We start from the raw sequence: 18,727 nt of genomic DNA, 5'->3' as shown, positions 1-18,727 counted from the left end.
AAATATAACAAATGACGTGCTAAAAGTCCAGCATCACGGCAGTTCCCAGCCCTGCAGATCGCGGATGGCGGCGTGGTTGGTAAGGTCGATGTGCAGCGGCGAAATGGAGACGTGACCGCGCGAAACGGCGTGAAAATCGGTGCCGGGCACGTCCTGGAAACTGAGATCGACGGTGCCGATCCAGTAGTAGTTCCGGCCGCGCGGATCGACCTTGTCCACGATGGTCCCTTCGTAGCTCCGCTTCCCCTGGCGGGTGATCTGCGCCGGGAGGAGTCTGTCGGCCGGGAGGTCCGGCACGTTGACGTTCAGATAGGTGTCGCGGGGGAGTCCCCGGTGGTGGACCGTTTGCGCCAGGGCGGCGGCGAAGGCCGCGGCTGCATCGAAGTTGTCGCCCGCGCTGCGGGTGACCAGCGAAACGGCGATGGCCGGGATCCCCATCAGGGTCGCTTCCAGGGCGGCCGCGACCGTGCCGGAATAGGTGACGTCGTCGCCCAGATTGGCGCCGCGGTTCACCCCGGAGATGACCAGGTCGGGACGAAAGGAAAGGAGGCTGTGGATGCCGAGGTTGACGCAGTCGGTGGGCGTCCCCTCGACGGAGTAGATGTTGTCGGCGATGCGCGCGGCCCGCAAAGGGTGGTGCAGCGTCAGCGCGTGGGAAACCGCGCTCTGCTCGCGGTCCGGCGCCACCACGACCACCTCAGCCACCTCGGACACCCTCGCGATCAGGGCAGCGAGGCCGGGGGAGTGCACACCGTCATCGTTGGTAAGGAGAACTTTCACAGTAGGTCCCTCACAGTCAAGTGCAGCAGAACAGGTCCGGATGCAGCGCCCCCACCTACCCCATCCGATTCGGCGGCGCGGCGACAAACTTTAACATATTTTAACGTTGATGCGAATCAGGCGCCCTTCTTCCCCTTGAACTCGGCGCAGGCCCAGTCGATCTGGGAGAGCAGGCCGCGCAGGGAAGCCACCTCGCGCTCGTCCAGCTCGGCGCGGGAGAAGATGCGCCGCATGGTGCGCATCATGTGGTCGGGGTTTTGCGGGTTCAGGTAGCCGATCCTCAGGAAGGTCTTTTCCATGTGGGTGTACATCGGTTCGAGAGAGGCCGACCCGGCCAGTTCGCGCGCGGCCTTGACCGGCGCGGGTGCGGCGCCTTTCAGGAACTCGTAGCAGAAGATGAGCACCGCCTGGGACAGGTTGAGCGAGCCGAACTCGTCGGCGGTCTCGATGGTGGACTGCCAGCGGCACAGGGCAACCTCGTCGGTGGTGAGCCCGCTGTCCTCACGGCCGAAGACGAGGGCCAGGCGGCTGGTGGGCGCGCATCCGGCGAAGCGCTCCACGATCTGGGGAGGGGTGGAGATCTCGGCGCGGTACTTGCCGTGGCGCCGCGTGGTCGCCACCGAGTACTCGCTGTCGGCGATGGCGTCCTCGAGCGAGGTGAAGATGCGTGCGCTCTCCAGAAGGTCGCGCGCGGAGACGGCAAATTTGATCGCGTCCAGGTGGTCCACCTGGCAGGGGTTGACCAGGCGCAGGTCGCGCAGGCCCATGTTCTTCATGGCACGGCAGACCATGCCTATGTTGCCGGGGCTTTGGGTCCCGACCAACACTATGGAAACTCTTTCCTTCAAATCCATGCAAAAGTCCTTCGTTGGTTACGGCGGAATATGCGGCCGGATTCCGCCGCGGGCGGCATTAGACCATAAGCTAAGGCAATTGACAACGGAGAAACGAGGCTGAAAAGCAGTTACGCAAAGAACACGGATTCCGCGAAGGACGCGAAGAGGGGCTTTGGGGTGGTAAACCTAAAAGCTTTTCCTTGGCGCGCTTCGCGACTACTTCGTGTCTTTGCGTAACTGCTTTTGGCTAACCAGGCTGAAAAGCAGTTACGCAAAGAACGCAGGGAATCCGCGAAGGACGCGAAGAGGGGCTTTGGGGGAAACCCAAAAAGCTTATCCTTGGCGTGCTTGGCGACTACTTCGTGTCTTTGCGTAATTGCTTTTGCAGTGAATAAGGGGACTGGCACCTGGCGGAGCCAGTCCCCTTATTTGCCGGCTAACGGTGGTTATGATTGATCTTGGGACGGCGGGGCCGGGACTTGATGCGCTTGAGCCTGGCTCGCGCGTGCCGCTTGCGCCACCGGTGCACGACGAAATGGCTGGACCACAGACAGGCGATGATCCCCGCCAGAACCAACATCAGATAGGGCTCGTAACTCTGCAGGTCTTCTATGAAAAGGGAGGCGGCCTTGCCGAAGAGATAGCCGGCCAGGGAAAATAGTATCGACCAGGTTAGGGCGGAGAGAAAGTTCAGATAGAGAAAGCGGCGCGACGCAAAGGTGGTCATGCCCAGGATGACCGGCAACACTATACGAAAGCCGTAGGTGTACCGGGAAACGAAGGCGACGAAGGTCCCGTAACGCTCGATGAGCCGCAAGGCTTTCCTGAACTTTCGGGCAAAGCTGGTGAAGAGACGCAACAACTGCGGACCGTTGGTTCGACCGACATGGAAGTAGAACTGGTCTCCCAGGAAGGAACCGACCAAGGCGGACAACATGACCAGGTAGATGTCGAGGTATCCCTGGAAGGCGAGAAAGCCTGCAAAGATGAGGATGGCTTCCCCTTCCAGAAATGTCCCTAGAAAGAGCACCCAGTAACCATGCACCTGCAGGTATTCTTTGAAGAGTTCCTGCACGAAGGCTCCAGTTGTGACAGTAAATTGACCGCTTATTCAGTCACTGGCACAACTGGAGAGTATAGCGCGTTATTACTTGCGGTAAACGGGGTTGGTGCCTCTTACTTCAACCACGGGGGCGCCTTCCAGCTCCTCGAGATCGCCGGTGTCCCCATCGTACTCGTTCTCGCCCACGGCCCAGGCGTAAAACTTCTGCGAGTCGATCAGCTGCGGCTTCGCGGGGATGCCGTACACCCTGTTCTGCATCCCTTCGTCGTAGAGCCCCACGCAACCATGCGAGGCGGGCTTGCCGGGAAGGTCGCGGGCATGGATCCAGTAGGAGACGTTGTCGGGACCGATGTGGAAACGCATGGCGTTGTCCATCGGGTACTGACCGCTCTCGTCCTCGGTCTTGTACAGCGAAGAGGTGTGGTTGCGATGACGGGCATCGATGTGGAAGACGCCGACCGGGGTTTCGTGGCCGGGGGCACCGGTCGCGGCGGGGGCGGAGAACTTCAGCTTGCCGTTTTCGTAGGCCCCCATCCACTGCTCGGTCATATCGATCAGGATGTACTTGCCGTAGCGCTTCGCCTCGGGGTACTCCTGCGGCATGGGGGTGTAGTTGCGGGCGGCGACGATGTCGACGGGGACCTTGATGGTCATTCCGGGATAGACGTGGCGTCGGTCGATGCGGTTGAAGCGGGCCACGGTGACCCAATCGGCGCCGTAGAGCGACTCGAGGGTTTCCTGCGGCTCGATGAAGTGGGAGCGCCAGGGGACCTTGGCGAGGCTTGGGTACTCTACTCGGGAGAGGTCTTCCTTGGCAGGGTCCTGCGGGTTCGCTCCGGGCTCGGAGGTTGCGGAGGGGTTATATACCACGATGGAAAAAAGGATCGCCAGGACTACAAAAACCAAAACCTTACGTAACATCTTGCCAGCTCCCAACCGAGAAACGACTAATGGGGCGTGACGCCCCATTTCGTATCTTAATTAACACCTTTGCCCCGCCCGGTCAAGAAAAAGCGCGTCCCGCCATTACTTCCTGGACGGCACTGTAGGGGTCCGTGCTCTTGGAACGCATGCCGGCCAGGATCTCATCGTAGGTGCCGTTGCCCTTGATGGCGCCGAAGACGGTCTCGAAGAGCTCTTCCCTCAGGGTGTCGGTGAAGAGCTTGACGTTGCGCTCCTCGATGAGGCGCTGCAAGGCTCCCGACTCCCTCAGGTAGGTGTGGTGCGCGTCGAACTCCTCCACCAGTTCGGCGATGCCGACCCCGCGCGCCCCTTCGGTCTGCAGCACGCGCGGTGCCCATCCGTCCGGGTCCGGGTGCTTCATCTCCAGCATGGTGGTAAGTTCGCGGGCGGTGCGGTCGGCCCCGTCGCGGTCGGCCTTGTTGACCACGAAGACGTCGCCGATTTCAAGGATACCCGCCTTGATGGCCTGGATATCGTCGCCAAGCCCCGGGACCATGACCACCACCGTCGTGTGTGCGGTACTGACGATATCCACCTCGTCCTGCCCTACCCCGACCGTTTCGATGACGATGACGTCCATCCCCATGGCATCCATGACGTTGACCACGTCGGTGGTCGAGCGTGAGAGGCCGCCCAGGGCCCCGCGCGTGGCGAGGCTGCGGATGAAGACGCCGGCATCGTCGGCGTGGCGGTTCATCCTGATGCGGTCGCCGAGGATGGCGCCGCCGGAGAAGGGGCTGGTGGGGTCGATGGCGACCACACCGACCAGGAGGTCTTTCTTGCGGTAGGCGGCAACGATCTGGTCCACCAGGGTCGACTTCCCCGCCCCCGGCGGTCCGGTGATGCCGATGATGTAGGCGTTGCCGGTGTGGGGGTAGAGGGTCTTCAGTTCCTCGATGGCGCTTTTGAAGCGGTCATCGATGTCGCGCATCAGGCGCGCGGCGGCGCGTATGTCGCCGTCGAGCACGCGTTCGGCCAGGGTCATAAGAACTCCAGAAGCGGTTCAACGTTCAACGTTCAACGTTCAAGTGAGTGCGTCGCCACCGTCAGGCATGTTGGTGACTTCTACCGGGTGCATCGCCACCGTCAGGCATGTTGGTGACTTCTACGGCGTGCGCCGCGTCTGCTCTAGGCAACACGCGGCGCTCGGAATTGCGTCATGGTTTTGCAGTTAACGTTGAACCTTGAACGTCGAACGTTGAACGTCAGTTGCAGTTTTAGGCGTGGGGCGTGATGTTGCTGCGTACCCAGCCGACGATGGTCTCGGTGGAGGTGCCGGGGGTGAATACTTCGGCGATGCCGGCCGCTTTCAGCCCGGGGATGTCGTCCTCGGGAATGACGCCCCCAGCCATCAAAACGATGTCGGAAGCACCCTTCTCGGTCATGATCTCCCGCACCGCCGGAAGCAGGGTGTTGTGTGCGCCGGAGAGGATGGAAAGGGCGACGAGATCGACGTCCTCCTGGATGGCGGCGGAGACGATCTGCTCCGGGGTCTGGTGCAGCCCCGTGTAAATTACCTCGAAACCCGCATCGCGAAAGGCACGGGCAATGATCTTGGCACCCCGGTCATGGCCGTCAAGACCAGGCTTTCCCACCAGCACGCGTATTCTTCTTTCAGCCATGGCAAACCTCCGATATCAGTAAATTGAAATGGAATCTATTTTTCAATGCCGACGCGCGCGCCGACACCGGCTTTGTAATAGTGCTTGATCTCGCACATCTCCGTGACCAGGTCCGCCGCCTCGATGACCTTTTCGTGGGCGTTGCGGCCGGTCAAAACCAGCTCCACGTGCTCCGGCTTGGCGGCCATCAGCTCCAGCAGACGCTCAACCGGAAGAAGCCCCATGGAAACGGCGCCGTTGGCTTCGTCGAGTATGACGAGGTCGTACTCGCCGCTGCAAAGCTTCTCCGTAGCGAGGGCAAGCGCCTCGGCGGCAAGGTCCTTGTCGGCCTGGGCCGGGTTGTCCTTGTTCACCCATCCCGGCCGTCCGGTCTGGATGATGGTGAGAAAAGGCGCCAGCTTCTCGGCGGCCATCTGCTCGCCGTAAGGCCCTCCCCCTTTCATGAACTGGATCATGCAGACCTTCAGCTCGCGGCCGACGGCACGCAGGGCGAGCCCCAGCGAGGCGGTGGTCTTCCCCTTGCCGTTACCGGTATACACCTGAATAAGACCGCGTTCCAGTTTCAAAACATCCCCCGGTGCTGTTGTGGCTACTGCCGCTGTCGGCCGTCCGCGCTGACGCTAACGGAAGCTGCGCGGCGAGGCAGCACTATAGCAACTGCCTTAGGAAAGTGTCAAGGCCAAACAGCCGATATCTAAAACGACGTTAGCGAAAAGGGCTTTTTCTGGCGGCGTTCGGAGAAAGAAGGCAAATCCCCTCTGTCTCCCCTTTGACAAGGGGAGGACGTGGGGCACGGGCGGCGCTTCGTGGAGGGATGGATCTCGGGCGCTCACACGGACAAATCCCCTCTGTCTCCCCTTTGACAAGGGGAGGACGTGGGGCACGGACGGCGCTTCGTGGGTGGGATGGACCTCGGGCGCTCTTAGAACTGGGAAGAGGTGGGGGCGGGTTTGTTGGTAAAGGTAACGGGGACTTCAGTAGGACATGGAGGAAAAGAAAAAGGCCGAGTCGCTTGACTCGGCCTTTGCTGTATCTATGGTGGGCGATACTGGGTTCGAACCAGTGACCCCTGCCGTGTGAAGGCAGTGCTCTCCCGCTGAGCTAATCGCCCCAAAGTGTTCTGTGTATGTAACAGATGGCCTTTTCGATGTCAAGGGTTGTTTCCGTCCCATAAAACTCGACCTGCGCCGTGCAGCGAAACTATTTCGATCGCATCTGCACTTATTGCACGGCAGGCTTCCCCAAAAAATATCGCCCTTGCACCTTTGAGACACAGCCATTCCCCAAAGACGGATGTCTGTGCAAGACAGACGTGCAACCCGCTCCTTTTATGACAACATTGTCATATTGATGTCATATGCAGGTAATGGAGCATGACCTACTATCGGGGATCGTTTCGTTAACATAGCCTCTGACACCTAGCGAAGCAGCACCTGGGGAGCCTTCTTTTATGCCGTTTCCGCTGGATCCGCTGGACTATCTTACCCGCTCGCACGAGTCGCGAAGACGGGATCTGTTACTGCTTACCGTGCTGTTCGGACTGCTGTTCCTCCAACTGCTCGGCCACTTCCCCCTCATAGACCCCGACGAGGCGCGCTACGCCGAGATCCCCAGGGAGATGCTGGAACGCGGCGACCTGGTCACCCCCCTGCTCAATTACGTGAAGTACTTCGAGAAGCCGGTGCTGTTGTACTGGCTGAACGCCATCTCTTTCTACCTGTTCGGCATCAGCGAATTTTCGGCCCGGCTGGTCTGCGCCCTGAGCGGCCTCGGCACCGTGCTCTTCAGCTATCACCTGGGAAGGGAGCTCTTCGGCCGGCGGACCGGACTCCTCGCCGCCCTGATCCTGGGCGGCTGTACGGGCTTCCTGATCCAGGCGCGCATCAACATCACCGACATCCCGCTTACCTTCACCATGACCGTGGCGCTGGGGAGCTACATCCTCGCCGCCCGCGACGCGCAACAACCCAGGGCGGGCTATTACTACCTCTTCTACGTCTTCGCGGCACTCGCGGTATTGGCCAAGGGACTGATCGGCATCGTGCTTCCGGGGGCGGTGATATTCTGGCACATCGTGCTGACCCGCCGCTGGCGCATCCTGAAGGAAATGCGCCTGATCCCGGGGGGGCTGCTGTTTCTCGCCGTCGCCGCGCCGTGGTTCGTGCTCGTGTGCCAGCGCAATCCCGAGTTCTTCCAGTTCTTTTTCATCCACGAACACTTCGAGCGCTTTCTCACCAAGGTGCACCGGCGCTACCAGCCGTTTTGGTACTTCATCCCCATCCTGTTCGGCTTCATGATCCCCTGGTCATTCTTCATCCCGAGCGCGCTGCGCAACTTCTGGCGCAACCGGGCCGCTACGGGGGGAGAGGCGCGCCTGTACCTCGCGCTGTGGGCGATCATCATCTTCGCGTTTTTCTCGAAGTCGAACTCGAAGCTGCCGGCGTACATCCTGCCGGTGTACCCGGCGCTGGCCATACTGATCGGCACGCTCTTCGACCGGGCCTTCAACGGCGACTTCCGCCCGATGCGCCGCCCCGCGCTCGCCTTCGGCTGGCTGCTGACCCTTATGGGGTGCGCCGCCCTGCTCTACCCGCTGGTTGCGCACAGGCCGCTGGTCGGACCGGTCGGGGGGCTCGTGATCGGCTCGATCCTGATCTTACAGGGAGCGGTCGGGCTGGCTGCGGTGAAACGTGAAGACGCGCGGCAGCTCTTTTGCGGCCTCCTCGCCGGGTCGATCCTCCTCTTTCTGACCGCGCCCCATATCGTCTTTCCGCTGTTCGTGGAGCGCAAGTCGTACCGCGAACCGGGGGAGATCGTCAAAAAGCTGGCCGGTCCGGATGCGGTGCTGGCGAGCCAGGGGTTGCGCCAGGGGTTGGGCTACTACGCCGAGCGCCGCTGCGTCATCTTCGACGGCCCCGGCGAGATCGAGTTCGGCAGCAAGATCGGCGACCAGTCCGCCTGGTTCTTGAACCGCGACAGGTTCCGTGCGCTCTGGAACGGCCCCAAGCCGGTGTACGCCATGATACTGCGCGGCTATCTGGCAGAGCTCTCGGCGAGCTCCGCCGTCCGGCCGCGCATCCTGTGGCAAAGTTCGAAACACTACCTGGTAACCAACAGATAGACATACAACTCCGGCCGGCACCGACCGGCCGGAGGGTACTCAGCAACAAAGGAGAGTTACATGAAGGTACTGATCCTGGGTGTCAACGGCTTCATCGGCAATGCCCTCACCCATCGAATCCTGACCACCACCGACTGGGAAGTCTACGGCCTCGACATGGCCTGCGACAAGCTCGAGCGGTCCATGGGTCACCAGCGCTTCCACTTCCTGGAAGGTGACATCACCATCAACAAGGAGTGGATCGAATACAACATCAAGAAATGCGACGTGGTGCTGCCGCTGGTGGCCATCGCCACCCCCATCACCTACGTCAAGGATCCGCTTCGCGTCTTCGAACTGGACTTCGAGGAAAACCTGAAGGTGATCCGCCTCTGCGCGAAGTACAACAAGCGCGTCATCTTCCCCTCCACCTCCGAGGTCTACGGCATGAGCCCCGACCGCGAGTTCGACGAAGAGAACTCCCCGCTCATGCTCGGCCCGATCAACAAGGAACGCTGGATCTACTCCTGCGCCAAGCAGATGCTGGACCGGGTCATCTACGCCTACGGCGCCCACGAAGGGCTGCACTACACCCTGTTCCGCCCCTTCAACTGGATCGGCCCCAAGCTTGACTCCATCAGTACGGCCAAGGAAGGGAGCTCGCGCGTCCTGACCCAGTTCCTCTACAACATCCTGGCCGGAGAACCGATCCAACTCGTGGACGGCGGCGAGCAGCGCCGCTCCTTCACCTTCCTCGAGGACGGCATCGACTGCCTGATGCGCATCATCGAAAACCGCGATGGCTGCGCCGACGCCCGGATCTTCAACATCGGCACCCCCGGCAACGACCTATCGGTAAAAGAACTGGCGCACAAGCTGCTGGAACTGGTACAACAGTATCCCGATTACCGGGACAAGGCACAAAGCTGCCGCATCGTCGAGGTCACCTCGGGCGATTACTACGGTAAGGGATACCAGGACATGCTGACCAGGGTCCCCTCGGTGGACAACGCAAAGAAGCACCTGGGCTGGGAGCCGAAGACTTCCGTCGACGACGCCCTGAAGCAGACCCTCGACTTTTACCTGATCGAGCAGCGGGAAACCATCCAGCATCTTTTGTAATCATCCGGAGGCCACGTGCGCAGCGAGTTTCTACCCTTTTCCACACCGACCATCGAGGACGCCGAAATAAACGAGGTGGTCGACTCTCTCAAGTCGGGCTGGATCACCACCGGTCCGAAGGTGAAGCGCTTCGAGGAGGAGTTCCGCGCCTATGTGGGGGCCCCCTTCGCGGTGCCCCTCTCCTCGGCGACCGCGGGGCTGCACCTGACCCTTCTGGCCCTTAAGTTCCAGGAAGGGGATGAAGTGATCACCACGCCGATGACCTTCGCCTCCACGGTGAGCATCTGCGTGCTGTGCGGGCTGAAGCCGGTCCTAGTCGACATCGAGCCCGGGACCCTCAACCTGGACGTCTCCCGGGTGCGCGAGAAGATCACCCCCCGCACCCGGGCCATCATCCCGGTGCACTTCGCCGGGCAGCCCTGCGACATGGACCCGATCTTCGAACTGGCCCGCGAGTTCAACCTCACGGTGATCGAGGACGCGGCCCACGCCGCCGGGACCGAGTACAAGGGGCGCAGGATCGGCTCGCTCGACAGCGTCTCCATCTTCTCCTTCCACCCCAACAAGAACATCACCACCGGCGAAGGGGGAATGGTCTGCACCCCGGACGAGGCGCTCGCCGAGGAGGTGTCGCTTTTGAAGTTCCACGGCATGAGCCGCGAGGCATGGAAGCGCTTCGCCGCCAGCGGCACCCCCAACTACGACATCGTGCTCCCCGGTTTCAAGTACAACATGATGGACATCCAGGCTGCGATCGGCATCCACCAGCTCCCCAAGCTGGACGGCTTCATCGAACGGCGCACCGAGATCGCCCACTTCTACAACAGGGAACTGGCCGACGTCGCGGAGCTGTGTCTCCCCGCGTACGCCCCCTACCCGCAGCGCCACGCCTGGCATCTCTACACGCCGCTGGTGAAGATTGAGCGCCTCTCCATCGACCGCGACGGTTTCATGGCGAAGCTGAAGGAGCTCAACATCGGCAGCGGTCTGCACTACAAGGCGGTGCACCGCCACGCCTGGTACCAGGCCAACCTGCCGCAGCCGGAAAACGCGTTGCAAAACGCCGACTATGCCTCCGACCGCATCCTGTCGCTGCCCTTGTTCCCTAAAATGACCGAGGACGACGCCCGCGACGTGGTCGAGGCCGTCAAGGACGTGATCGCAAGGAACCGTACATGACCCCCTACATTTCCATCGTGGTTCCCGTCTACAACGAGGAGGGGAACCTGGACAACCTGATGCAGCGCCTCTACCCGGCCCTGACCGGGATGGGGCGCCCCTTCGAGATCATCTTCACCGATGACGGCAGCCGGGACCGGTCGCTGGAAATCCTGAAGCGCCTGGCGAACGACTACCCCGAGGTGCGGGTGATCGAGTTCAACGGCAATTTCGGCCAGCACATGGCCATCATGGCCGCCTTCGAAATCAGCCGGGGCGACATCGTGGTGACCCTGGACGCGGACCTGCAGAACCCGCCCGAGGAGATCCCCAAGCTGGTCGCGGAGATGGAGAACGGCCACGACGTGGTGGGGACGATCCGGCACAACCGCCAGGACTCGATCTTCAGAAAAAGCGCCTCGCGCCTGGTCAACATCACCACCCGCAAGATGACCGGCATGAAGATGACCGACTACGGCTGCATGCTCCGGGCCTATCACCGAAACGTGGTGGACAACATCAACCGCTGCGGTGAGGCGAGCACCTTCATCCCCGCCCTCGCCCAGACCTTCGCCTCGAGCCCCAGCGAGATCGAGGTGGCGCATGCCGAACGCAGCGAGGGGGAGAGCAAGTACTCCTTCTACAAGCTGATCCGCCTGAACTTCGACCTGATGACCGGCTTCTCCGTAGTGCCGCTGCAGCTGTTCGCCCTGACCGGCATCGTCACTTCGCTTGGCGCCGTCGCCTTCGCCCTGTTCCTGCTCGTCAGGCGTTTCCTGGTCGGCGCCGAGGTCGAGGGGGTCTTCACCCTGTTCGCCATCCTGTTCTTCTTCATCGGCATCACCATCTTCGGCATCGGTATCGTGGGGGAGTACGTGGGGAGGATCTATCAGGAGGTGCGGCGCAGGCCGCGTTTCGTGGTACGCAGGATCTACGGAGGAAGCGATGAAGGATAAGGTCGTCGTCTGCGCCTACCATAACGTCGGCTACCGCTGCCTCGAGGAGCTGCTGCGCCAGGGGGCGGACGTCCGCCTGGTCTTCAGCCACGAGGACTCCCCAACCGAGGAGATCTGGTTCAAGTCGGTGCGTGACCTTGCGGCGCGCCACGGCATACCCTGCCTGACCAGCAGCGTCAACACGCCGCAAAACCGTGAGCTCCTCGCGGAGCTCGCCCCGGACTTCCTGCTCTCCTTCTATTATCGCGACATGATCACCACGGAGGTGCTGGCCCTGGCGGGACGCGGCGCCCTCAACATGCACGGCTCCTACCTCCCCAGGTATCGCGGGCGGGTTCCGATCAACTGGGCGGTGATCAAGGGAGAGACCGCCACGGGTGCCACCCTGCACTACATGGTGGAGAAGCCGGACGCCGGCGACATCGTCGACCAGCAGCGGGTGGAGATCGCCTTCAAGGACACGGCGTTGGACGTCTTCAACAAGGTGACCGACGCGGCGGTGACGGTGCTGCGCCGCAGCTGGCCGCAGCTCGTAGAGGGGAGCGCGCCGCGCGTCCCGATGGACCTGAGCGCGGGCAACTACTGCGGCGGGCGCAAGCCCGAGGATGGCCGCATCGACTGGAACCTGAGCGCGGTAGAGATCTACAACCTGGTGCGCGGCGTCACCCACCCCTACCCCGGCGCCTTCACCACCCTTGCCGGCCACAGACTCCTCGTCTGGCAGGCGTTCCCCGCGGAGGGAACGGGGGAGCCGGGGCGCGTGGTATCGACGCAGCCGCTTCTGGTCGGCACCGGCAACGGGCTCCTGGAGTTACGGCGTCTGCAGCTGGACGGGGCTGCGGAACTGTGCGCAGCCGACTTCGTCGCAGCGACGCCGTGCCGCGGCGAGCTTTTGGCCTGAGCCCGGACAAGGAGACTGCATGCACCACTACCAACCACAGACCGTAGCGCTTAAGGTCGATGTCGATACCTACTGCGGCACCAGGGACGGCATACCCAACCTGCTCAGGCTTCTCGAGAGTTTCGGGATCCGTGCCACCTTCTACTTTTCCCTGGGTCCCGACAACTCGGGCAAGGCGGTGCGCCGCCTGGTCCACAAGGGGTTCCTGGCCAAGATGCTGCGCACCAGGGCGCCGTCCATGTACGGGGTGAGGACCATGCTCTACGGGACGCTGCTTCCCGCGCCGATGATCGGCAAGGAACTGGGAGAGATGATCAAGAGCGTGCGGGATGCGGGGCACGAAACAGGGATCCACTGCTGGGATCACGTCGAGTGGCACGACCACCTGCACCGGCTTTCGCGGCAGGAGGTCGAAGTTGAACTGGGGCGGGCCTGCGCCGGCTTCCGGGAGATCTTCGGCTCTCCCGCCGCCACCTGCGCCGCACCTGGCTGGACCGTCAGCGCCGCGTCCTTCGAGGTCCAGGATGCGCTGGGCTTTGCCTACTGCAGCGACACCAGGGGAGAGTATCCTTTTTACCCCGTCTTCAACGGCAGACGCTCCCAGACCCTGCAGGTCCCTTCCACCTGGCCCACCATGGACGAGCTGATCGGGGAGAACGGCGTCACCGCGGCCATGGTCAACGACCTCTACCTGCAGCGCCTGCGTTCGGGTTTGAACGTGCACACGATCCACGCCGAGCTCGAGGGGAAAGCCTGCGTCCACGCCTTCAAGGACCTGCTCACGCGCCTGACCGGGCGCGGGGTGCGCTTTCTGACCCTCAGGGAAGCGGCCGCCGAGTACGGGGCCGGGGCCCCGGACTGCACGGTGGCAATGGGGTACGTCCCCGGCCGTGCCATGCCTGTGGCGTTGCAGGGGCCGCCCCTCTAGCTGCAGCCTCCCCCGCAACCGGACCAACGCTCCCCGACTTCGGCATCGCGAAACCAGCGCATGAGCTCCCCATGCGCGCCGTCATCGGCAGCCGGGGACCATGCGGCGAAGTCCTCCTCCCGGAAGGGAGCGTAGGGGCCGCGCTTCACCTCGAAGATGACGCCCCCCTCGTCCAGGGAAAGCACCGCATGCCACCCCCCCACAGGAATTTCCACGGCGCAGTCCCCCTCCCCCAGTACGGCGCGTTCGGTTACCACCCCGCCGTCGTCGAAGGTCAGCACGACGAAACGGCCCTGCAGCGGGATCAGAATCTCCCAGGTCTGGCGATGGTTGTGGGGACGGATGTAGGTTCCAGGCTCCATGGCTATCGCCAGGCGCTGGACCGGGTCGGCCAGATCGGAATGCAGATTGAGATTCATCCGCTGGCGCGGGGATAGTTGCGCCTGGGTGCTGAGGCCGGCAAGATCGTCCGAACCGATTTTTTTCACGAATGTGGCTCCCGTATGAGTCAGATGCGGCGCATGCGCCGGTGTCTTTTTTCAAGCAGACCCCGGCCGCAGCCCAAGCCCTACCCGTTCAGTTACGGATGCCCCTCGGCGGCGCCAACCGGTTCCGGCGGCATCGCGATGACCACCCGCGTCCCCGCCCCGACCTCGGTCTCGATGAGAAGCTCTCCCCCCAGGTACTCGATCTTGCTGCGCAGGTTGAACAGGCCGAACCCGCCTAAGCGGCTCTTCTTACGGGCGACCTCCTGCGGATCGAAGCCGGTGCCGTTATCGACGATCTCGATCACCATGCGGGAGCCGTCATTGCCCAGCCTGATCCGGGCCAGGCTGCAGTGCGAATGCTTGACCACGTTCAAAAGGATCTCCCGTACCGCCTGGAAGATCGAGGAGCGTACCTCGTACCTGAAGGGAGGCGGGGCCTGCTCCTCGACGAACTCGAAGTTCAGCCCGTAGTTTTCCCTGAGTTCCTCCGCCAGCCATTTTACGGCCGCCCCCAGCCCCGCGTTGGCCAGGATGGGGGGGCGCAACTGGAAGGTCAGAGAGCGGATGTCCTGGATCGACTGGGAAAGGAGCTTGTCGATCTCCTCGGCTACCGTGATTTCCTTCTCGGAGACGAGCTCGTTGGCGAGCCACTGCAGCTTCAGTTTCACCAGGATGAGGTGCTGGCCGACCTGGTCGTGCAGCTCCCCCGCGATCCTTTCCCGCTCGCGCTCCTCGGTGAGGGAAAGTTCCTGGGTCAGGGCTTCCATCTTCTTCTGGTGCTCGAGGATCTGGTCTTCGGCCCGCATGCGCTCCTCGACCTCGGCGCGCAACCGGGTATTGGCCGCGGTGAGCGATTCCGTCCGCGCAGCAACCTGGCGCTCCAATTCGTCGCGGGCGTCCTCCAGGGCCATCTCGGCGAGCTTGCGCTCGGTGATGTCGATGGTGACCTGTATGGCCGACTCGATCCTGCCGCCGTTAACCAGCGGCCCCAACACCGTCTCGAACCAGCGGATGGCGCCGCGGTCCCCGAAGCCGGAGACGATGATCCGCTGCGGCGTCTGATACAGGAAGGTCTTCTCCAGTGCCGCGCGGTAGATCTCTTTGCTGTCCCCATCCAGGTAGTCATACGAGCTGGTCCCGATGACCGTTGTGGGATCAAACCCTTCCGAGCAGCGGTTGATGAACTCGATGGTTCCGGCGCGGTCGACGTTGGTGACCAGAAACGGCGCATTCATCACCAGGTTGCGGAACTTGAGCTCGCTCTCGGCAAGTTTCAGTTCGAGGTGCTTGCGCTCGGTGATGTCCTGGGCCATGCCGAAGATGATGGTGTCGTCGAGTGCGACCTCCGGTCTGATCAAGGCGTCGTGGAGCCAGATCCACTCACCGCTGCGGTTGCGCACGCGGTACTCGACGTGCTGCTCTCCCTGTCCCTTGGCCCGCATATCGGCGATCACCTCCTCCACCCTGCCGATATCGTCCGGATGGATGGAGTTCTTCCACAGCATCGGGTCGTCGTAGAACTGCTGCAGCTGGTAACCGAAGACCTTTTCCACCTGGGGCGAATAAAAGAGGCCGCCCCGTTTGGTGGAGTAGTTGTAGATGATCGCCGGCACGTTCTCCAGGAGGTTGCTCTGCTCCTGCATCAGCCTGTCCAGCTCGTCGTGCGCCTTCTTCAGCTCGGTGATATCGCGGGAGATGCCGAAGAGCCCCGAGGGTTCTCCGGCGACGTCGAACAGGGGCCCTTTGGTGGACAGGAAGGTGACGATCCGGCCGGACGCGTCGCCGACGACCTCCTGGTAGGTATTGACCACCCCGGACTCGATCACCTTGCGATCGTAGTTCATCACGGCGGCGGACTCTTCCGGCGCGAAGAGGAAGCCGTCGTCCTTGCCCAGCACCTCGGCCGCGCTCTTACCAACGACCCGCTCGGCGGCGGCGTTGAACAGGGTGTAGCGCCCGCGCAGGTCCTTGGCGTAGATGGCATCGGAGGTGCCGCTGATGATGTTGGCCAGCAGCATGCGGCTTTCCTGCAGCGCATTCTGCGTCGCCTGCTGCTCGGCGATCACCCGCTGCAGTTGGGCGTTCATCTGCTCGAGCTCGCTGATGCGCCTGCGCGACACCTCGCCGAAGGCCTCGGCGATGGGCTGGCCGGTGCGCATCATGGATTTCCAGAAGCTCAGCACGCCGATCAGGATGCAGATCCCCCCCGTGTACTGCGCGCCCCGCCCCGCCCACCCGATGGGGCTTCCGACCGACTTCTGCAGCAGCACGCCGGTGAGCCCGGTCGCGAACAGGGCCAGGCCGGTCGCGTACCAGCGCAGCAGTCCCAACCGTATGTTCAGGTACTGTTTCAGGCACAAAAGGGCAGTCGCGGCGTAAAACAGGATGGTGACGGCCAGCACGCCCCTCCCGGTCGGGGTGGGGCCGGTTCCCTGGACGATGAAGGGGGGGACCAGACCGAGGACAGCGGCAGCGACGTTGCCGCCGGAGAGGAGAAGGACGCCGAGGTAGCCGACGACGACCAGCGGGAGCCGAGACCCCGGAAGTGTGTCCCTGAGCCCCAGCAGCGGAATGATCGCGCTGGCGAACAGCAAGGTGCCGCTCAGCAGCGCTCCGCTGTTGTAGATGGTGACCGTTATGTTGGGACCGTTGGCCTGGCCTATGAACCATCCCGACACCGCCCCCCCCGCCCCCAGGGCCAGCATGCCGCAGCCGAGCATGAGCAGAGGGACGCGCCCGACCGCGAGAAAGAGCCGGGTGCAGACGAACACGATGAAGAAAGGGATCAGGGCGAGGAAAACGGAATTGAGAGCGGGAAGCAGCGCCGTCGGCTCGAGGACCAGTTGCGGGTCGGCCCAATAAAGCGTTGCGATGAGTGTGACGAAGCAGGCAAGAAGCGGTGCAGTTATGGTATCCAACCTCAGCATAGTTAATCACCTGACAACATGGCACCTGATGAACATGACATTACGTACTGTCGACCAGTTGCGCGCGAGACTTGACTATTAATTCTTTTGATCCGGCACCGGCCCGACACGTCACGTACCCGGGAAAATATCACAGGACACGTTTATTACAAAGGAATAATGCCGTAATACCCTTTTACAGCCGGACAAACAGGAGGGTTTCTTACAGGTAGAAAGAACAAACAGAAAAGGCCGGGTCCCCTGGACCCGGCCTTTTACCGTCGCAGCCGTGCATACCGCCCTAGCGGTCCCGGCTCACGGCGAGCCGGTGGGTGATGTCCCGGTCGATCCCCCGGAAACCGGCAAAGGCGCCGTGCACATCGAAGATGGGAACGGCGCTGGTCTCCAGGAGCACCTCCCGCCCGTCTTTGCGCAGGTTCAGGTTCTCCACGTTGTGGAACGGCTCCCGGCGCGCCGCCAACTCGCCGAAGATCATGAGCAGGCGATCGGCCTCGCGCCGGGGCATGAAGTCGAACGGGGTCTTTCCCAGCACCTCCTCGGGGGCGTACCCGAGCAGGTCGTACACCTTGGGACTGGCGTAGGTGTAGACGCCTTCCGCGTTCACCTCCCAGACCCAGTCGGAGGTGACCTCCACCAGGGTCTTGAAACGCTGCTCACTTTCCCTCAAGGCGGTCTCGGCCTTTTTCTGGCGGGTCATGTCCAGCATGACGATGCGACACTCCCGCTGCCCTTGGGAGACGACGGACTCCAAGAGTACCGGCGTGCCGTCGTGCAGCCTGAGCTCGCAATTCACCTTCCCCGTTCCCTGACACAGGCGCCCCAGGTAATCGACCAGGGCGGGGCGGTCTTCCTTGAGCACGAAATCGAGCAGATCCTTCCCCTGCAGCACGATACGGTCCCTGTGCAGCAGGGCGCAACAGGTGAGGTTGGCCTTGACGATGCGGCGCCCCTCCCCGAGGGTCAGGTAGCCCACCGGCGCGAAATCGTAGAGCTCCGCGTACTGGGCCAGCGCCTTGTCCAGTTTGGCGTAGGCATCCAGGAGTTGCTGATTCTGCCGTTCCAGCTCCTGGTTCTGAGCGCTCAGATCGTTCATGGCTGCCCCTTGCCTGCTTGTCTTAGAACTTCAGTCTGAGCCCCATGGTGGCGTTGTGCGACTGGACCTCGAACTCGCTGTTGATGAAGCTTGCCTTCGAGGTGCCGAAGTAGCGGTAGGCGAGGTCCAGGGAAAGCTGCCGGTTCAGGGCGAGCTCCAGGCCGCCCCCTGCCTGGTAGGCGAGCACCACCTGGTCGTCGGACAGGTACAAAGGCCCGGCCAGGGTGGGGGTGAACACGTCGTTCAGGTGCAGGGCCGCGAACCCGACGCCGCCTCCGAAGTAGGGGGTGATGGGGCTGTCGTTGTGCAGGTCGAAGAAGATGTTGGCCATGAAGGCGGTGGTATCCACGCTCCCTTCGTCGATCCTGAAGCGCTCTCCGGTATCCCGGTCGGTGACCGTGTTCAGTTGCAGGTCCTTGTAGGAGATCTCGCCCTCCATGCGGAAGTAGCCGAAGTCGAAACCCAGGGCACCACCCACGTTGAGGCCGGGATCGAACTTGATCCGGTCGTTGAAGGCGGTCGCACCATCGAAGCTGGTGGCGTTGACGGTCTCGGGTACGGTGACGCCGACAAAGCCGGCGACGTAGGGGCCGGGATGCAGCGGTGTCGCCGAAGCGACAGCGGGAAGCGCAAGCAGGGTCAAAACGAGAACGGCGAACAGGTTCTTTTTCATCGGAATTCCTCCTTGTTGGATGGGGGTCTCTGTCATGACAGCACAGCACAGCACATGTAAGCGTGCGAAAGTATACAACGGGCAGGAACGTTTGTACACGTTTTAGGCACTTGTCCT

At 62.4% G+C, this 18,727-nt stretch carries 17 protein-coding genes and 1 tRNA gene; 6 read left to right on the top strand and 12 right to left on the bottom strand.

From position 1 onward, the window contains the following. Positions 1-33 precede the first annotated feature (33 nt). The 8 genes from surE to KP004_RS07365 all read right to left on the bottom strand — a co-directional run bounded on the left by surE (position 34) and on the right by KP004_RS07365 (position 6,375). Positions 34-780 carry a 5'/3'-nucleotidase SurE gene (surE, locus tag KP004_RS07400; RefSeq protein ID WP_216801694.1) on the bottom strand — a complete coding sequence of 249 codons (747 nt, stop codon included), beginning with the start codon at positions 778-780 and terminating at the stop codon, positions 34-36. Between the two features lie 116 nt (positions 781-896). After that, complete coding sequence (locus tag KP004_RS07395) at positions 897-1,634, bottom strand: RNA methyltransferase (RefSeq protein ID WP_216801693.1); 738 nt, start codon at positions 1,632-1,634, stop codon at positions 897-899. A gap of 418 nt (positions 1,635-2,052) precedes the next feature. After that, on the bottom strand, positions 2,053-2,691 hold the full coding sequence (locus tag KP004_RS07390; protein ID WP_216801692.1) for a DedA family protein: 639 nt from the start codon (positions 2,689-2,691) through the stop codon (positions 2,053-2,055). Between the two features lie 72 nt (positions 2,692-2,763). Further along, on the bottom strand, positions 2,764-3,600 hold the full coding sequence (locus KP004_RS07385; RefSeq protein ID WP_216801691.1) for a L,D-transpeptidase: 837 nt from the start codon (positions 3,598-3,600) through the stop codon (positions 2,764-2,766). Between the two features lie 82 nt (positions 3,601-3,682). Next, on the bottom strand, positions 3,683-4,627 hold the full coding sequence (gene meaB / locus KP004_RS07380) for a methylmalonyl Co-A mutase-associated GTPase MeaB (protein WP_216801690.1): 945 nt from the start codon (positions 4,625-4,627) through the stop codon (positions 3,683-3,685). 232 nt (positions 4,628-4,859) lie between these two features. Next, positions 4,860-5,264 (bottom strand): cobalamin B12-binding domain-containing protein, encoded by a 405-nt coding sequence (locus tag KP004_RS07375; RefSeq protein WP_216801689.1) that lies wholly within the window; start codon positions 5,262-5,264, stop codon positions 4,860-4,862. A 35-nt stretch (positions 5,265-5,299) separates the two neighbouring features. Then, entirely contained in the window at positions 5,300-5,830 is a 531-nt protein-coding gene (gene cobO / locus KP004_RS07370; protein WP_216801688.1) for a cob(I)yrinic acid a,c-diamide adenosyltransferase, read from the bottom strand. Positions 5,831-6,300: 470 nt separating this feature from the next. Further along, positions 6,301-6,375: transfer RNA gene (locus tag KP004_RS07365), tRNA-Val, on the bottom strand. A 339-nt stretch (positions 6,376-6,714) separates the two neighbouring features. Here KP004_RS07365 and KP004_RS07360 point away from each other — a divergent pair. From KP004_RS07360 to KP004_RS07335, 6 genes are read left to right on the top strand one after another with little or no spacing between them, the layout of a single operon-like run. After that, positions 6,715-8,385 carry a phospholipid carrier-dependent glycosyltransferase gene (locus KP004_RS07360; protein WP_216801687.1) on the top strand — a complete coding sequence of 557 codons (1,671 nt, stop codon included), beginning with the start codon at positions 6,715-6,717 and terminating at the stop codon, positions 8,383-8,385. Positions 8,386-8,445: 60 nt separating this feature from the next. Next, positions 8,446-9,486: a bifunctional UDP-4-keto-pentose/UDP-xylose synthase gene (locus KP004_RS07355; protein ID WP_216801686.1), complete on the top strand. Its 1,041-nt coding sequence runs from the start codon at positions 8,446-8,448 to the stop codon at positions 9,484-9,486. A gap of 15 nt (positions 9,487-9,501) precedes the next feature. Continuing rightward, a complete protein-coding gene (locus KP004_RS07350) occupies positions 9,502-10,665 on the top strand; it encodes a DegT/DnrJ/EryC1/StrS family aminotransferase (RefSeq protein ID WP_216801685.1) in 1,164 nt (387 codons plus the stop codon). Continuing rightward, positions 10,662-11,600: a glycosyltransferase gene (locus KP004_RS07345; protein ID WP_216801684.1), complete on the top strand. Its 939-nt coding sequence runs from the start codon at positions 10,662-10,664 to the stop codon at positions 11,598-11,600. The genes KP004_RS07350 and KP004_RS07345 overlap by 4 nt, the downstream gene beginning before the upstream one ends. Beyond that, on the top strand, positions 11,590-12,501 hold the full coding sequence (locus tag KP004_RS07340) for a formyltransferase (protein WP_216801683.1): 912 nt from the start codon (positions 11,590-11,592) through the stop codon (positions 12,499-12,501). Before KP004_RS07345 ends, KP004_RS07340 begins: the two co-directional genes overlap by 11 nt. A gap of 19 nt (positions 12,502-12,520) precedes the next feature. After that, the gene (locus KP004_RS07335; protein ID WP_216801682.1) at positions 12,521-13,429 is read left to right on the top strand and encodes a polysaccharide deacetylase family protein; all 909 of its coding nucleotides are present in this window, start codon (positions 12,521-12,523) and stop codon (positions 13,427-13,429) included. Here the strand turns inward: KP004_RS07335 and KP004_RS07330 are convergent. From KP004_RS07330 to KP004_RS07315, 4 genes are all read right to left on the bottom strand, one after another. Beyond that, on the bottom strand, positions 13,426-13,917 hold the full coding sequence (locus tag KP004_RS07330) for a WbuC family cupin fold metalloprotein (protein WP_216801681.1): 492 nt from the start codon (positions 13,915-13,917) through the stop codon (positions 13,426-13,428). The two genes, KP004_RS07335 and KP004_RS07330, sit on opposite strands and share 4 nt — an antisense overlap. A gap of 92 nt (positions 13,918-14,009) precedes the next feature. Next, the gene (locus KP004_RS07325; protein ID WP_216801680.1) at positions 14,010-16,844 is read right to left on the bottom strand and encodes a PAS domain-containing sensor histidine kinase; all 2,835 of its coding nucleotides are present in this window, start codon (positions 16,842-16,844) and stop codon (positions 14,010-14,012) included. A 280-nt stretch (positions 16,845-17,124) separates the two neighbouring features. Next, positions 17,125-17,937, bottom strand: coding sequence for a PAS domain-containing protein (locus KP004_RS07320; RefSeq protein WP_216801679.1), 813 nt, complete (start codon positions 17,935-17,937; stop codon positions 17,125-17,127). Between the two features lie 22 nt (positions 17,938-17,959). Then, entirely contained in the window at positions 17,960-18,610 is a 651-nt protein-coding gene (locus tag KP004_RS07315; RefSeq protein WP_216801678.1) for an outer membrane protein, read from the bottom strand. Between the last annotated feature and the right edge of the window lie 117 nt (positions 18,611-18,727).

The sequence above is a fragment of the Geomonas oryzisoli genome, from assembly GCF_018986915.1.
In the GTDB taxonomy this organism is placed as follows: domain Bacteria; phylum Desulfobacterota; class Desulfuromonadia; order Geobacterales; family Geobacteraceae; genus Geomonas; species Geomonas oryzisoli.
The sequence above is the reverse complement of the archived record's forward strand: the minus strand, read 5'-3'. Positions and strand labels throughout refer to the sequence as shown.

Excerpts from the sequence above, each read along its gene's own strand:
- KP004_RS07375 (WP_216801689.1), bottom strand. The coding sequence starts at position 5,264 with ATGGCTGAAAGAAGAATACGCGTGCTGGTGGGAAAGCCTGGTCTTGAC.
- KP004_RS07395 (WP_216801693.1), bottom strand. The coding sequence starts at position 1,634 with ATGGATTTGAAGGAAAGAGTTTCCATAGTGTTGGTCGGGACCCAAAGC.
- meaB (WP_216801690.1), bottom strand. The coding sequence starts at position 4,627 with ATGACCCTGGCCGAACGCGTGCTCGACGGCGACATACGCGCCGCCGCG.
- KP004_RS07325 (WP_216801680.1), bottom strand. The coding sequence starts at position 16,844 with ATGCTGAGGTTGGATACCATAACTGCACCGCTTCTTGCCTGCTTCGTC.
- KP004_RS07335 (WP_216801682.1), top strand. The coding sequence starts at position 12,521 with ATGCACCACTACCAACCACAGACCGTAGCGCTTAAGGTCGATGTCGAT.
- KP004_RS07355 (WP_216801686.1), top strand. The coding sequence starts at position 8,446 with ATGAAGGTACTGATCCTGGGTGTCAACGGCTTCATCGGCAATGCCCTC.
- KP004_RS07315 (WP_216801678.1), bottom strand. The coding sequence starts at position 18,610 with ATGAAAAAGAACCTGTTCGCCGTTCTCGTTTTGACCCTGCTTGCGCTT.
- KP004_RS07360 (WP_216801687.1), top strand. The coding sequence starts at position 6,715 with ATGCCGTTTCCGCTGGATCCGCTGGACTATCTTACCCGCTCGCACGAG.
- KP004_RS07345 (WP_216801684.1), top strand. The coding sequence starts at position 10,662 with ATGACCCCCTACATTTCCATCGTGGTTCCCGTCTACAACGAGGAGGGG.
- KP004_RS07340 (WP_216801683.1), top strand. The coding sequence starts at position 11,590 with ATGAAGGATAAGGTCGTCGTCTGCGCCTACCATAACGTCGGCTACCGC.
- KP004_RS07320 (WP_216801679.1), bottom strand. The coding sequence starts at position 17,937 with ATGAACGATCTGAGCGCTCAGAACCAGGAGCTGGAACGGCAGAATCAG.
- KP004_RS07385 (WP_216801691.1), bottom strand. The coding sequence starts at position 3,600 with ATGTTACGTAAGGTTTTGGTTTTTGTAGTCCTGGCGATCCTTTTTTCC.